This is a genomic window from Delftia sp. Cs1-4 (assembly GCF_000214395.1).
GTDB lineage: Bacteria > Pseudomonadota > Gammaproteobacteria > Burkholderiales > Burkholderiaceae_C > Comamonas > Comamonas acidovorans.
On the sequence record NC_015563.1, the window covers coordinates 5,338,579 to 5,352,336 of the forward strand.

General features: G+C 68.9%; 13 protein-coding genes. 8 read left to right on the plus strand and 5 right to left on the minus strand.

All coding sequences use genetic code 11. The annotated features are described in order from the left end of the window. Nucleotides 1-105 precede the first annotated feature (105 nt). A complete protein-coding gene (locus DELCS14_RS23410) occupies nt 106-804 on the plus strand; it encodes a CBS domain-containing protein (RefSeq protein WP_013803854.1) in 699 nt (232 codons plus the stop codon). A gap of 76 nt (nt 805-880) precedes the next feature. On the opposite strand, the gene ispH is transcribed toward DELCS14_RS23410, so the two are convergent. Then, the gene (gene ispH / locus DELCS14_RS23415) at nt 881-1,879 is read right to left on the minus strand and encodes a 4-hydroxy-3-methylbut-2-enyl diphosphate reductase (protein WP_012203831.1); all 999 of its coding nucleotides are present in this window, start codon (nt 1,877-1,879) and stop codon (nt 881-883) included. Nucleotide 1,880: 1 nt separating this feature from the next. Then, nucleotides 1,881-2,351, minus strand: a complete 471-nt coding sequence (locus tag DELCS14_RS23420) for an FKBP-type peptidyl-prolyl cis-trans isomerase (protein WP_012203830.1) — start codon at nt 2,349-2,351, stop codon at nt 1,881-1,883. 96 nt (nt 2,352-2,447) lie between these two features. Between DELCS14_RS23420 and radC the strand changes: the two genes are divergently transcribed. From radC to DELCS14_RS23445, 5 genes are all read left to right on the plus strand, one after another. Next, entirely contained in the window at nt 2,448-3,128 is a 681-nt protein-coding gene (gene radC, locus DELCS14_RS23425) for a DNA repair protein RadC (protein WP_013803855.1), read from the plus strand. A gap of 49 nt (nt 3,129-3,177) precedes the next feature. Continuing rightward, nucleotides 3,178-3,690, plus strand: coding sequence for a sigma-70 family RNA polymerase sigma factor (locus DELCS14_RS23430; protein ID WP_013803856.1), 513 nt, complete (start codon nt 3,178-3,180; stop codon nt 3,688-3,690). Between the two features lie 8 nt (nt 3,691-3,698). Continuing rightward, nucleotides 3,699-4,691, plus strand: a complete 993-nt coding sequence (locus DELCS14_RS23435) for a FecR domain-containing protein (RefSeq protein ID WP_013803857.1) — start codon at nt 3,699-3,701, stop codon at nt 4,689-4,691. Nucleotides 4,692-4,789: 98 nt separating this feature from the next. After that, nucleotides 4,790-7,360 (plus strand): TonB-dependent receptor, encoded by a 2,571-nt coding sequence (locus tag DELCS14_RS23440; protein WP_013803858.1) that lies wholly within the window; start codon nt 4,790-4,792, stop codon nt 7,358-7,360. Between the two features lie 68 nt (nt 7,361-7,428). After that, nucleotides 7,429-8,088 (plus strand): Smr/MutS family protein, encoded by a 660-nt coding sequence (locus DELCS14_RS23445; RefSeq protein WP_013803859.1) that lies wholly within the window; start codon nt 7,429-7,431, stop codon nt 8,086-8,088. A gap of 30 nt (nt 8,089-8,118) precedes the next feature. Here DELCS14_RS23445 and DELCS14_RS23450 read toward each other — a convergent pair whose 3' ends face one another. After that, on the minus strand, nt 8,119-9,402 hold the full coding sequence (locus DELCS14_RS23450) for an MFS transporter (protein ID WP_013803860.1): 1,284 nt from the start codon (nt 9,400-9,402) through the stop codon (nt 8,119-8,121). A gap of 35 nt (nt 9,403-9,437) precedes the next feature. After that, the gene (locus DELCS14_RS23455; protein ID WP_013803861.1) at nt 9,438-9,932 is read right to left on the minus strand and encodes a MarR family winged helix-turn-helix transcriptional regulator; all 495 of its coding nucleotides are present in this window, start codon (nt 9,930-9,932) and stop codon (nt 9,438-9,440) included. Nucleotides 9,933-10,037: 105 nt separating this feature from the next. On the opposite strand from DELCS14_RS23455, the gene DELCS14_RS23460 reads away from it, so the two are divergent. Then, nucleotides 10,038-10,646: a PaaI family thioesterase gene (locus DELCS14_RS23460; RefSeq protein WP_013803862.1), complete on the plus strand. Its 609-nt coding sequence runs from the start codon at nt 10,038-10,040 to the stop codon at nt 10,644-10,646. Nucleotides 10,647-10,718: 72 nt separating this feature from the next. Here DELCS14_RS23460 and DELCS14_RS23465 read toward each other — a convergent pair whose 3' ends face one another. Further along, complete coding sequence (locus DELCS14_RS23465) at nt 10,719-12,797, minus strand: bifunctional 2',3'-cyclic-nucleotide 2'-phosphodiesterase/3'-nucleotidase (protein WP_013803863.1); 2,079 nt, start codon at nt 12,795-12,797, stop codon at nt 10,719-10,721. 627 nt (nt 12,798-13,424) lie between these two features. Here DELCS14_RS23465 and DELCS14_RS23470 point away from each other — a divergent pair. Then, nucleotides 13,425-13,754, plus strand: coding sequence for a hypothetical protein (locus DELCS14_RS23470; RefSeq protein WP_017407724.1), 330 nt, complete (start codon nt 13,425-13,427; stop codon nt 13,752-13,754). The last annotated feature ends 4 nt before the right edge of the window (nt 13,755-13,758 follow it).

Sequence of the window (13,758 nt, forward strand, 5' to 3'; positions counted from 1 at the left end):
GCGCCCGCCCCTGGGCGTTGGGGGTCTTGCCGCTACAGAAATCCCGCGCCAGCGCCGATACTTCCGATATGCCGCCCACAGCGGTTTGCGCACCCGGGAGCACCCATGTTTTTTGTCTTCGGTCCCAACGGACAGATGTTTCGCGGTCCCGCCGAGCGGCTGGGCCAGGTGGCGCCCGTGCGCCGCGTACAACGCCCGCAGGCCCTGCGCACGCGCTCGGCCGATGTGATGGCGGACGATGCCGCCGCCTCGTTCCCCGCCATCCTGGCCGACCTCGCGGGCCAGCCTGCCGGCGCGCCGGAGCCCGCTCCGCGGCTGCGCGGAGCGGTCGATGCCTACCTTTCCACGGAAAAAGGCCCCAGCCAGCCACGCCAGCCCCTGCAGACCGTGGCCGACGTGATGAGCCACGAGGCCGTGACGGTATCGCCCGAGGCCGGTGTCAACGACGCCTGGCGCGTGTTGGCCGAGCACGGCGTGGCCCAGGCCCCCGTGCTGGATGCCGGTGGCCGCGTGGTCGGGCTGCTGCTGCGTGCCGACATGGCGCCGCTGGACCTGCTGCCCGAGCCCGGTGCGATCAAGGACGCCATTGCCCTGGCGCGCCGGCCCGTGAACGAGGTCATGATCTCCCCCATTCCCACGGTGGCCACCACCACCGACCTGCGCCGCGTGGCAGGCGTGCTGCTGGAGACCGGCCTACCGGGCCTGCCCGTGACCGATGAGCAGGGCCTGCTGGCCGGCTTCATCAGCCGCACCGACATCCTGCGCGCCGTGGCCTCCGATCCTCCGCTGGATCTGTGGAGCTGAGGCTTTCGGCCCCACCATGCAAAACGGGCGCCAGGCGCCCGTTTGCTTTTTGGCCAATGCCCGCTGCGCCTGCGGCTCAGCCGCCCGTCTCGGGCTGCTTGCCCACGGAGATCTCCAGGCCCGTGGCCGCGTCGATCTTCAGGCCCTTGGGCAGCGGGAACTTCACGGTCTCCTCGATGCCATCCATCTTGCGCACCGACAGCGCGCCCAGCTGGCGCAGGCGCTGGATGACCTCGTCCACCAGCACCTCGGGGGCGGAGGCGCCGGCCGTCAGGCCCACGCGCCCGGCATTGGCAAACCATTCCTCGCACAGCTCGCCCGCGTTGTCCACCATGTAGGCGGGCGTTCCCAGGCGCGCGGCCAGCTCGCGCAGGCGGTTGCTGTTGGAGCTGGTGGGGCTGCCCACGACGATGAGCACATCCACCTGCGGCGCCAGCACCTTGACGGCGTCCTGGCGGTTTTGCGTGGCGTAGCAGATGTCCTGCTGCTTGGGCTCGCGCACCTGCGGAAAGCGGGCGCGGATGGCCGCCGTGATGCCGGCGGCATCGTCCACCGACAGCGTGGTCTGCGTGACCACGGCCAGCTTCTCGGTCTGGCGGGGGGTGACCCGGGCCACATCGGCCTCGTCCTCGACCAGGTGGATGCCCTCGGACAGCTGGCCCATGGTGCCCTCGACCTCGGGATGCCCCTTGTGGCCGATCATCAGGAACTCGTAGCCTTCCTTGGCGAGCTTGGCCACTTCCACATGCACCTTGGTCACCAGCGGACAGGTGGCGTCGAAGATGGAGAAACCGCGCCTGCGCGCCTCTTCCTGCACCGCCCGGCTCACGCCGTGGGCGCTGAACACCAGGGTGGAGCCGGGCGGCACGTCGTCCAGCTCCTCGATGAAGATCGCTCCCTTGGCCTTGAGATCGTTGACCACGAAGGTGTTGTGCACGATCTCGTGGCGCACGTAGATGGGCGCGCCGAACTTGGCCAGCGCACGCTCCACGATCTCGATGGCACGGTCCACGCCGGCACAGAAGCCCCGGGGCTCGGCCAGCAGGATTTCCTGGGGCGAGGTCGAGTCCAGCACCTCAGAGCACCCCGATGATCTGCACTTCGAACGTCACCGGCTGGCCCGCCAGCGGGTGGTTGAAGTCGAACAGCACGGCGCCGTCCTCGCGCACCTGCACCACGGCGCCCGCGTAGCTGCCCAGGCCGTCGGGCGTGGGGAACTGCACCACGTCGCCAGGCGCGTACTGCTCGTGCGGGTCGCCCAGCTCGTTCATCAGCTTGCGCGCCACCCACTGCATCATGTCGCCGTTGCGCTCGCCAAAGGCTTCGCCGGCCGGCATCTCGAACGTGGTGCGCGTGCCTTCGGCCAGGCCCAGCAGGCGCTGCTCGACGGCGGGCGACAGCTCGCCCGCGCCCAGGGACAGCGTGGCGGGCTTGTCGTTGAAGGTGTTGATCACATCACCTGCAGGCCCGGACAGGCGGTAGTGCAGCGTGAGGAACGAGCCGGTCTGGACCGTGGGGAGGGCCGAGGAAGAAGCGCTAGAGGTCATGGAAGTCCCGATAAACTGGCCCGTATTGTAGAAAAACATCCATGCCCCCACGCCCCGTGCAACGGTGTCCCTGCGGCGCCCCCACCTGGCTGAACCATGGCTCTCAAAGACCTGCCTGCCCAGGCCCAGCCGCGCGAAAAGCTCGCGGCACACGGCCCCACGGCGCTTTCCGATATCGAACTGCTGGCCATCGTGCTGCGCACCGGCATGGCCGGCAAGGGCGTGCTGCAGCTGGCCCAGGAACTGCTGCAGCTGCCCGGCCGGGCCGGCCTGTCCGGGCTGCTGCAGGCCGGGCACGCCGACCTGAAGGCCATCAAGGGGCTGGGGCCTTCCAAGTGCGCGCAACTCCTGGCCGTGCTCGAACTGGCGCGCCGCGCCATGGCCGAGCAACTGCGCGAGCGCCCGGCCCTGGCCTCGCCCGAGGCCGTGGCGCGCTACCTGCAGCTGCACCTGGCGGCGCGCCAGCATGAGGTCTTCGCCGTGCTGTTCCTGGACGGCCAGAACCGGCTGATCGCGCTGGAAGAAATGTTCCGGGGCACGCTCACGCGCACCAGCGTCTACCCGCGGGAGGTGGTGCTGCGCGCCCTGCACCACCATGCGGGCGCCGTCATCCTGGCCCACAACCATCCCAGCGGACAGGTCCAGGCCAGCGCCGCCGACAAGGCCGTCACGCAGAGCCTGCAGGCCGCCCTGGGCCTGGTGGACATCCAGGTGCTGGACCATGTGATCGTGGCGCCCGGTGCCTCGCTGTCCATGGCCAGCGAGGGGCTGATGTAGGCAGACTCTGTAAAATGAGAAAAATTCTCATTTGCAAAACCGCTGCACCATGCCCTCCCCGTCCACCGCCGACCCGGTGCACACGCTCTACGTCGCCCACCATGACTGGCTGCACGGCTGGCTGCGGCGCAAGCTGGGCAATTCCCACCAGGCCGAGGACCTGGCGCACGACACCTTCGAGCGCGTGGTGGCGTCCCGGCAGGCCCATGCCATCCAGGAGCCGCGTGCCTACCTGACCACGCTGGCCCAGCGGGTGCTCTACAACTTCTGGCGCAGGCGCGAACTGGAGCAGGCCTGGCTCGATGCGCTGGCCACGCTGCCCGAGGAAGTGGCGCCCTCCCCCGAGGACTACGCCCTGGTGCGCGAAGCCATCGAGGCCCTGGACCAATGGCTGGACGGCCTGCCCCCGAAGGTGCGGCAGGCCTTCTTGCTGCGCCGGCTCGACGGCCTCAAGCACGCCGAGATCGCCGAGGCCATGGGCGTGTCCATTGCCACGGTGGAGCGCTACATGAAGCAGGCCCTGGTGCACCTGTACCTGTCGCCGCAGGCATCCCACGGCTGATCACCTGCATGGATGCCGCCACCGATCAGGCCATCGACTGGCTGGTGCGCCTGGACTCGGGCCACGCCAGCGATGACGACCGCCGCGCCTTCGCCCATTGGCTGCGCCAGTCGCCCGGCCATGCCCAGGCCTGGGCCATGGTGCAGCAACGCCTGTCCGCCGGGGTGGAGCCCGCCCTCGTGCAGTTGCGCCGGCAGGGCGGGGGCACGGCATCCCTGGGCCTGCAGGCGCTGGTGGCGCCCATCCCGAAGGCCGCGCGCAGGCGCGGCCTGTTGCGCGGTGGGCTGGCCGCCCTGCTGGCCAGCACCGCCACGGCCTGGCTGGTGCACCGGCAAACACCGCTGACCACGCTGGCCGCCGACCTGCGCACGGGCACCGGCCAGCGCAGCCACCACCGGCTGCCGGACGGCAGCGAGATCGAACTGGACGCCCGCTCGGCCGCCGACATTGCCTACAGCGACACCCGCCGCCTGGTGCGCCTGCGCGAAGGCGCACTGCTGGCGCAGGTGGCTGCCAGCGCGCCGGGCCAGCCCCTGCGCCCGTTTGTCGTGCAAAGCGCCCAGGGCACGGCCCAGGCGCTGGGCACGCGCTTCATGGTGCGCCAGGCCGAAGGCAGCACCCTGGTGCATGTGCTGGAGCACAGCGTGCTGCTCACCAGCCTGAACGGCCGGCAGCACCGGCTGCAGGAGGGCCGCAGCGCCTGGATCGACGCCGATGGCATCCGCACGCAGGACACCGCCCATCTGGCGCCGGCCGCCTGGGCCGACGGCGTCATCGACGTGCGCGACCAGCCGCTGGGCGAGGTGATCGACGCGCTGCGGCCCTACCAGGCCGGCATCATCCGCATCAGCCCCGAGGCCGCGCGCCTGCGGATCTTCGGCGTGTTCCAGCTGGCCCGGCCCGACCAGGTGCTGCAGGACCTGGTGGACACCCATCCCGTCAGCGTGCGCCGCTGGGGGGACTGGCTGACGGTGATCGACGTGCGAAACCGGTCCGCTTGAGTCTTTTTTTGCGCCGCGTGAGGGGTTTTGCCGCCCTTGTCGCACATACGGAATGAAAGCCCTTCATTTCCACCGCAACGACAAGGACCTCCGACTCCATGGCCTCCGCACGCCGCCCTCTCCGTATCCCGCAGCCCGGCAGCACGCCCGCACACCGCAGGCCGAGCCCGCCCTCGCTGCTGCTGCCCGTGGCCGCCGCGCTGGCCTGGTCGCTGTCCGCACCGCCGCAGGCCTGGGCACAGCCGGTGGCGGCCAGCACATCGCAGGCAGCCGCCACCCTGGAATGGAACCTGCCCGCCGGCGCGCTGGACGACTCGCTGGCGCGCATCGCCCGCCAGGCCCAGCGCAGCATCAGCGCCGATCCGGCCCTGCTGGCCGGCAAGCGCGCGCCCGCCATCCGGGGCAGCTACAGCGTGGAGCAGGCCGCCCAGCTGGCGCTGGGCGACAGCGGGCTGCGGCTGGCACGCACGCCCCAGGGCACGCTCACGGTGCTGGCCTCCGTCGCCGCGCCCGCGGCGTCACCGGCCACGGCAGCCCCGGGCCGCGCCCAGGACCATGCGCTGGCCGAGGTCAAGGTGGTCGCCCAGGCCGACCGGGCAGGCACGACCGAAGGCACGGGCAGCTACACCGCGCGCGGCCCCAGCGGCGTGGCCACGGGCCTGGCGCTGAGCGTGCGCGACACGCCGCAGTCGGTCAGCGTGATGACCCAACAGCGCATGGAGGACGAAAACCTCACCAGCATCAGCGACGTGCTGGCGCGCGTGCCGGGCATCTCCACCTCGGCGCTGGGCACCGAGCGCAGCAACGCCAATGCGCGCGGCTACCCCATCACCAACTACCAGCTCGACGGCGTCAGCACGCACACCGAATTCCTGGGCCTGGACGCCCTGCCCACGCAAAGCATTGCCGACATGGCGCTGTACGACCGCATCGAGGTGCTGCGCGGTGCCTCGGGCCTGACCACGGGCGCGGGCGATCCGTCCGGCATCGTCAACATGGTGCGCAAAAAGCCCACGGCGCAGTTCCAGGGCTCGGCCGAGGCCAGCGTGGGCTCCTGGGGCAACCGGCGCGGCGTGCTGGACCTGTCCTCGCCGCTCAACGCCTCGGGCAGCGTGCGCGGCCGCCTGGTCGCCGTGCACCAGGAGGGCGACAGCCACATCGACTTCTACAGCAAGAAAAAAGAGGTGCTCTATGGCGTGATCGAGGCCGACCTCACCTCCACGCTCAAGCTCACCGCCGGGCTGGACCACCAGCGCGGCCGCTCGCGCGGCTCCATGGCCTACCTGGGCTTTCCGCTGTTCAGCAGCGACGGGCGGCAGACCGACTTCCCCGTCTCCTTCAACCCGGCCAGCCGCGACAACCGCTTCAACACCGACTCCACCAGCGCCTTCGTCACGCTGGAGCAGGCGCTGGCCAACCGATGGCAGCTCAAGCTCTCGGCCAACTACCTGCGCTCCAACCAGCGCGAAGACGCGGTCTACCTGGCCGTCAACAACAGCCTGTTCGACCGGGAGACCGGCGATGGCCTGTCGCTTAACGCCGAGCGGCGTGACTACCGGCTGCGCAACAAATCCGTGGACATCAACCTGCGCGGCCCCTTCAACCTGGGCGGGCGCGAGCACGAGGCGGTGCTGGGCTTGGACTACACCGACTTCCAGAGCCTGACCGACGGCAGCTTCGACATCACGGGCCTGCGCAACAAGCCCGTCAACATCTACCAGTGGGACAGCAGCGGCAGCCCGGTGTTCGGCGACCGCTTCGTGGTCTTCGACAGCACGCGCCGCCAGACCAGCCTGTACGGCGCCGGCCGCTTCGCGCTGGCCGACGACCTCAAGCTCATCGTGGGCGGCAAGCTGTTCAACTACGACAGCGACTACCGCACCGACACCACGGACGGATACCACCAGACCTCGCCCTCGTCCGAACGCCGCGTGTTCACGCCCTACGCAGGCCTGGTCTACACGCTGAACCCGCAGCACACGCTGTACGCCAGCTTTGCCACCATCTACAGCCCGCAGACCTCGCGCGACCGCAACGGCGCCTTCCTGGACCCGCAGGAAGGCAACACCTACGAGGCCGGCATCAAGAGCGAATTCCTGGACGGGCGCCTGGCCACCAGCGCCGCCGTCTACCTCATCCGCCAGGACAACCTGGCCGAGTCCGACCCCGGCCAGTTCATCCCGGGCACCACCACCACCGCCTCGCGCGCCATCAAGGGCGCCAAGACGCGGGGCCTGGACCTGGAAGTCAACGGCGCCATCAACCGCCAATGGTCGATTGCCGCCTCCTACAACTTCAGCGCCTCCGAAGACGCCACGGGCCAGCGCATCAACACCACCTTCCCGCGCCAGATGGCCCGCCTGTGGACCACGTACCGCATGCCCGGCGAATGGCGCAGGCTGACCGTAGGCGGTGGTGTCAACTGGAGCAGCGGCATCGAGTACAGCGGCGAAGCCTGGCAGGTCGGCAAGCAGGTCAGCGCACGCCAGGCCTCCTACGCCGTGGCCGGGCTCATGGCCCGCTATGACGTGAGCGACCAGCTGTCGCTGACGCTGAACGTCAACAACCTGTTCGACCGCAAGTACATCGCGGCCATGTCCGGCTGGTGGTACTCGGGCATGTACGGCGCGCCGCGCAATGTCCAGGTCAGCGCCCGCTATCGCTTCTAGGGCCACCAGGCCTTGAGAGGGCGCCATGGCCGCCGGGGTGCCGAAATTGCGGTACAACCGGCGTCACCATGACTTTGAAAGCCACCAGCCTGCAGGACCTCGCGCCAGTGCGCCGCGCACTGGCCGAAGCCGCCGCCCAAGAGGCCCTGCTCCAGCAGCAGCGCGCCGAGGCGGCGCGCCGCCTCCTGGCCGAGCAAAAGCTGTTCGAAAACACCGTGGGCCCGGTGCATGCGCTCAAGTCCGCGCACGCCCGCCACCTCCACGCCCCCGAGCCCCCCGAGCCGCTGCCCCTGCAGCTGGAGCTGGACGAGCAGCGCGTGCTGCAGGAGGCCATGAGCGACGAGTTCGACGTCAGCACCCTGCTGGACACCGACGACCAGCTCAGCTTCCGGCGCCCCGGCATCGGCCTGGACGTGACCCACAAGCTGCGCGCCGGGCAGTGGAGCATCCAGCGCCAGCTGGACCTGCACGGCCTGCGCGTGGACGAGGCGCGCGAGGCGCTGGGCCAGTTCATCCGCCTGTCGCACCGCACCGGCATACGCTGCGTGCGCGTGGTGCACGGCAAGGGCCTGGGCTCGCCGGGCAAGACCCCCGTGCTCAAGGGCCGCGTGCTGCGCTGGCTGGTGCAGAAAAAGGAAGTGCTCGCCTTTGTGCAGGCCCGCCCGGCCGAAGGTGGCGCGGGCGCCCTGGTCGTCCTGCTGCAGCCGGGCAAGCGCCAGCTGTACTGAAGGCGTGGATGGCGTGAACGGTGATGGGGCTCAGGCCGCGGCCACCGCCGCCGCCTTGCGCGCCCGCCCTATCACCAGCGCCATCACCGCCGCCACCAGGCAGGCCAGGCCGGCCGCATACAGCGCGGGCGTATAGGTCAGCAGCAACGTGCGCGTCAGGCCTGCGCCCCAGGCAGCGGTGGCCGCGCCCAGCTGGTGGGCCGCGAAGATCCAGCCGAACACCAGCCCCACCTTCTGCGGCCCGAAATGCTGGGCCGTGAGCTTGACCGTGGGCGGCACCGTGGCGATCCAGTCCAGCCCGTAGAACATGGCGAACAGGCCCAGGCCGTAGAAGGTGAACTCCGAATGCGGCAGCCAGAACAGCGACAGGCCGCGCAGCCCGTAGTACCAGAACAGCAGCTTGCGGTTGTCGTAGCGGTCCGACAGCCAGCCCGACAGCACGGTGCCCACGAAATCGAAGGCCCCCATCATGGCCAGCACCGACGCGGCGGGCACCGCGCCCATGCCGTTGTCGCCGCACAGCGAGATGAAGTGCGTCTGCACCAGGCCGTTGGTGGACAGGCCGCAGATGAAGAAGGTGCCCGCCAGCAGCCAGAAGGTGCGGTTGCGCGCGGCCTCGGCCAGCACCTTGAAGGGCGTGCCGAAGTTCATGGCCATGGCCGGCGGCGGCGGGGCCGAGGCATCGCCGCCAAAGGGCACCAGGCCCAGGTCCGAAGGCCGGTCCCTCACGAACAGCAGGGCCAGCACGGCAATCAAGGCACTGGCCACGAACACCGGCACCGTGGCCGAGCGCCAGCCCCAGTGCTCGATCATCCAGGCGGCCAGCGGCAGGAAGGCCAGCTGCCCCGTGGCCGCACTGGCCGTGAGCACGCCGATGACCAGGCCGCGCCGCGCCGCAAACCAGCGGTTGGCCACCACGGCGCCCAGCACCAGCGCCGTCAGGCCCGTGCCCATGCCCAGCAGCAGGCTCCACAGCAAAAACAGATGCCACAGCTGCGTGGCCTGCGTCACCATCGCCATGGCGCCACCCAACAGGGCCAGGCCCATGCACATCACGGCACGCAGGCCGAAGCGCTCCATCATCACGGCCGCAAACGGCCCCAGCAGGCCGAACAGCGCAAAGCGCAGCGCCAGGCTGCTCGAAATCTGCTCCGTACTCCAGCCGAACTCGCGCGACAGCGGCTGCAGCATGGCGCCCGGCAGGCCCAGCGCCGCCGACATGGTCAGCATGGTGAGGAAAGTGATGGCCGCGACCAGCCAGCCGTAGTGGATGCCGCGCCGCTGCAGCCAGCGCGCCGTGGAGTTGGAGAGCATGGGAGTCTCTTCGGGGGTTGGGAATTCGGTAGGGCCTACGCCTGCGGGCCGTCTGCAGCGTTGCCATCGCCAGCGCCATCGCCATTGCCGCCATCGAGCAGCACCAGGCATTCGTCGATCAGCGCATGCAGGGCCGCCACGCGCTCCGGGCCCACGCGGGCGTTGAGCTCGTTCTGTGCGGTCTTCCAGCTTTGCTTGGCCTCTTCGCGCTTGGCCTGGCCCGCGTCGGTGATGTGCACCAGGCGGCTGCGCTGGTCCTCGCCCTGGCCCATGCGCACCCAGCCGGCGTCGATCAGCGGCTTGAGGTTGCGCGTCAGCGTCGAGGCGTCCATGCGCATGCGCCGCGCCAGGTCCGAGGGCCGCACCGGACCGGCGGCCAGCACATGGCTGAGCAGCGAGTACTGCGTGATGCGCAGCCCCGTCTCGTTCAGATGGGCGTCATACACCTGGCCCACGCTGCGCATGAGCTGGCGCACGCGGTGGTTGGTGCAGCCCTGGGGCACGGCGAGGATGTCTGGATTCACTGGCATGGCGCAGATTATTGCATATACAACTGTTGTAGATACAATAATATCCACGCCGCCATCCCAGACAGTCTGGCGCCCGCATTTTTCCCAATGAAAGAGAGACATTCCATGGACACCCGCACCCACTCCCCGGAGCAGGCCGCCCACAGCCTCACCTCCAGCGTCACCTCCGGCGCCATCTCCCCTGCCCTGCAAGCCTGGCTGGACGAGGAACAGGCGGTCACCCTCCGGCTGGACGCCGGCCCCGGCGCAGGCGTGTCGCGCCCCGACCAGGTCGCAGGCCGCAGCGGGCTGGAGCTGATGCAGGCCATGCTGCGCGGCGAACTGCCCTACCCGCCCATTGCACGCACGCTGGACTTCATGCTGATTTCCGTGGGCGAAGGCAGCGCCGTCTTCCAGGGCCGCCCCGGCGCCAACCACCTCAACCCCATGGGCACAGTGCACGGCGGCTGGTTCGCCACCTTGCTGGACTCGGCGCTGGGCTGCGCCGTCCACACCTGCATGCCGCCGGGCCGGGGCTACACCACGGCCGAGCTGGGCGTGAACCTGGTCAAGGCACTGACCCCGCGCGTGCCGCGCGTGCGCGCCGAAGGCCGCGTGCTGCACTGCGGCCGCCAGCTGGCCACGGCCGAGGCGCGCCTGGTCGGCCCCGATGGCACGCTCTACGCCCACGCCACCACCACCTGCCTGGTGTTCGAGATGCCGCCTGCGCGCTGAAGCCCGTTCGGCACAAGCAAAAAAGCCCCGTGCCAGATGCACGGGGCTTTTTTGTTGCTTGCCTGCCGGAACTTACTTCGACAGATCCAGGCGGTACTTGGACGTGCCCTTGCCCGAGCCGTCATCGGCCGCCACCAGCGAGATGTTGGCCAGGCCCGCCGCCTGCGCCACCGGCAGCGCGTTGGCGCCGGAGCTGAACACCACGTTGGCCGAGGTGGCCACCTTGGTGAAGCGCCAGCTCTTGGCCGCGCCATTGGCAGCGCGCGTGATGCTGCCCTTCTTGCGCACGTAGCCGATCACCACGTCGCGGTTGGCGTCCGGCGAGGCCCAGATGGCGCTGGAGCCGTCGAGCTTGGCGATGAAGCTCTTGCCGCTGGTGGCGCGGTAGTTGTTCGTGGCGATCACGAACTCCTGCGCCGGGTCGATGGCCTTGCCCAGGTACTGCAGGTTCCTGATGCGGCTGCCCACGGGCTGGGTCACGTCGATCTCGTACTGCACATCGGCCGTGGTGAACATGTCGAAGTTGTAGCCCGGGAAGGTGCTGATCAGCTGCTGCTCACCCGTCTTGGCCGGATCGATCTGGTTGAAGCGCTTGGCAGCGGCCTCCAGCCAGTCCTTGATGTCGGCGCCATTCACCTTCACCGCATACACGGTGTTGGGGTACAGGTACAGGTCGGCCGCGTTGTAGATGGCCAGCGGGCCCACGGCCACGTCGGTGTAGTCGGCGCCGCCCTGGAAGCCCGACTTGAACGGCGCGCTCACCGACAGCACGGGCAGCTGCGCGTACTGCGGCAGGCTGGCCTTCACATAGTCGGCCACATAGTCGCGCTGCGCCTGGTTGACGATCTGGATGGCGCCCGGGTCGCCCACATCGGCGAACAGCGTGCTCATGCGGAAGTCCGTGCTGCCGATGGGCGTCTTCACGTACTGGATGGCGGCCTGGTGCTGACTCTCGATCAGCGGCGCCACCGTCGGGTCCACGGCCACGTAGGTGGCCTTGCCTGCGGCGTCCTTGCCGGTCTGGATATTGCGCAGCTCGCTCTTGCCCGCGCTCTTGTCCACGCTCCACTGCTTGCCGTCCCACTTGAGCGCCAGCTGGATCACGCCCAGCGCCTTGCCCCAGGAACTGGCCATCACCGACTGCACGCCGTTGATGGTGCCCGCCTTGTTGTCCACGCCCGCCTGCGTGAACGCCGGCGTGGCCGCCGCATCGGGGAACACGCTGTGCTGGTGGCCCATGACCATGGCGTCGATGCCGGCCACCTTGCTCAGGTGCAGGCCGGGGTTCTCCATCGTCGGCGAGTAGGCCGCGCCATCCAGGCCGCCGTGCAGCATGGCCACCACCACATCGGCGCCCTTGGCGCGCATCTCGGGCAGGTACTTCTGGGCGGACTCCACGGCGCCTTCGGTGTAGAGCTTGCCTTCCAGATAGCGCTTGTCCCAGTTCATGATGCCCGGCGTGGTGAAGCCGATCACGCCGATCTTGATGGGCAGCTCCACCGCCTTGCCATCCTTGTCCTTGGCCGCGATCTTGCGCTCCAGAATCACGTAGGGCTGCACCAGCGGCTGCTTGGTCTTGCTGCTGTAGACGTTGGACAGCGCCATGGGAAAGCCATTGCCCGCGCACTTGAGCGCCTTGTCCACGCCGTCCACGTCCAGGCCGCCGCCCAGCACCTGGTTCAGGAAGGGCAGGCCGTAGTTGAACTCATGGTTGCCCAGCGTGCCCGCATCGAAGCCCAGCGCGCCCATGGCCTTGTACATGGACAGCTGCTGCGTGCAGGAGATCTTGGCCACCTCGGCCTCGTAGTCGGCCAGGGCCGTGCCCTGGATGGTGTCGCCGTTGTCCACCAGCAGCGTATTGGCAAACTCCTTGCGCGCCGCACGCACCAGCGTGGCCGTGCGCTCGAAGCCGTAGGAGGCATCCTCGGCCAGCTTGAAATAGTCATAGCTGCGCACATTGAAGTGCAGATCCGTGGTCTCCAGCACGGCCAGCGTGGCCGTCGCGGGCTGGCTGGCCACCGGGGGCGTCGTGCTGTCGTTGCTGTCGCTGCCACCGCAGGCGGCCACCAGCGCGGCGCTGGCCAGGACGCTCAGCGCCAGGCGGCGGGACAGGAGCAGGGATTGCAATGTGGGGAGGTTGCTCAGCGGCATGTGGTTTTTGTGGGGGTGGTGAAGGGGGGGAGTTTGTTGGTGGGGGTTTACAGGGGTGTGACAGCTGGTCTGTTCTGGTCTGGTCTTGGTCAGGTGCTGTTTTTTGTCCCTGCCGGGGGGGTGTTTTTCGAGGCCGGGTTTCGGCCCGGCGGCCGACCTCCTTTTCTTTGATTCGTCAAAGAAAAGGAGGCAAAAGAAAGACGACCCGGATGTCCGCGACCCCTTCGCTTCGCTGCGGGGCAACCTGCGTCGGGCCACCTGCGGGGTTCGCTGCGGAACTCGCTGCGTTCACTGCGTGAACTCCGCTCAGACAACCGCAGCGAGTCAGATCACGAAGCAGTCCTGTCCTTCGGCAGGACTGCAACCCCGCAGGCGGCCCGACGCAGGCGCTGACATACGGGGAGTTGTTGCGGGCCTTCGCTGCGCTCGGCCTGGCTTCTTGATACGCAGCCGTTAAACTTGCGGCGAGCCGAAAGGCTTGGTGTGTCGTAACACCAGCACGTAGAGGTTGCAGCCCCCACCTAGAGCGGGGCCTTTGTTTCATACAGGAACCAAGTTATGCACCCTCTCACCGCCGCACAGGCGTCTTCTCCCCAACCACCTTTTCTTCCCACTTGGCGGCAGGCCATGCACGCCTCGCTGGGGCTGGTGCAGAGCACGCTGCAGCAGTTGATCGAACTGATGGTCGACGACCCCGACAGGGACGACAGCGAAGTCGATGTGGACTGCGCCGTGGAGCTGGCGCTGGAGCACATCAAGCGCATGGGTGTCCAGCAGCACGCGGACCGCTATGCCTTCGAGGTGGAGTGGATCAAGGCAACGGCGGCGCTGCGGCTGGCGCAGGGCGCCTTCGGGCGGCCGGAATCACGCTTTGGCCTGCGGCTCAAGGATGCCATCCAGCAGCTGGAGATGCTGCCGGAGCTGGTGGAGTTCGTGGACCAGGACGACGGCGAGTGAACTG

What these genes read in the sequence shown, in the direction of transcription:
- DELCS14_RS23445 (WP_013803859.1), top strand. Translation starts at nt 7,429, where the DNA reads ATGACTTTGAAAGCCACCAGCCTGCAGGACCTCGCGCCAGTGCGCCGC.
- DELCS14_RS23470 (WP_017407724.1), top strand. Translation starts at nt 13,425, where the DNA reads ATGCACGCCTCGCTGGGGCTGGTGCAGAGCACGCTGCAGCAGTTGATC.
- DELCS14_RS23440 (WP_013803858.1), top strand. Translation starts at nt 4,790, where the DNA reads ATGGCCTCCGCACGCCGCCCTCTCCGTATCCCGCAGCCCGGCAGCACG.
- DELCS14_RS23450 (WP_013803860.1), bottom strand. Translation starts at nt 9,402, where the DNA reads ATGCTCTCCAACTCCACGGCGCGCTGGCTGCAGCGGCGCGGCATCCAC.
- radC (WP_013803855.1), top strand. Translation starts at nt 2,448, where the DNA reads ATGGCTCTCAAAGACCTGCCTGCCCAGGCCCAGCCGCGCGAAAAGCTC.
- DELCS14_RS23430 (WP_013803856.1), top strand. Translation starts at nt 3,178, where the DNA reads ATGCCCTCCCCGTCCACCGCCGACCCGGTGCACACGCTCTACGTCGCC.
- DELCS14_RS23455 (WP_013803861.1), bottom strand. Translation starts at nt 9,932, where the DNA reads ATGCCAGTGAATCCAGACATCCTCGCCGTGCCCCAGGGCTGCACCAAC.
- DELCS14_RS23460 (WP_013803862.1), top strand. Translation starts at nt 10,038, where the DNA reads ATGGACACCCGCACCCACTCCCCGGAGCAGGCCGCCCACAGCCTCACC.
- DELCS14_RS23420 (WP_012203830.1), bottom strand. Translation starts at nt 2,351, where the DNA reads ATGACCTCTAGCGCTTCTTCCTCGGCCCTCCCCACGGTCCAGACCGGC.
- DELCS14_RS23410 (WP_013803854.1), top strand. Translation starts at nt 106, where the DNA reads ATGTTTTTTGTCTTCGGTCCCAACGGACAGATGTTTCGCGGTCCCGCC.
- DELCS14_RS23465 (WP_013803863.1), bottom strand. Translation starts at nt 12,797, where the DNA reads ATGCCGCTGAGCAACCTCCCCACATTGCAATCCCTGCTCCTGTCCCGC.
- DELCS14_RS23435 (WP_013803857.1), top strand. Translation starts at nt 3,699, where the DNA reads ATGGATGCCGCCACCGATCAGGCCATCGACTGGCTGGTGCGCCTGGAC.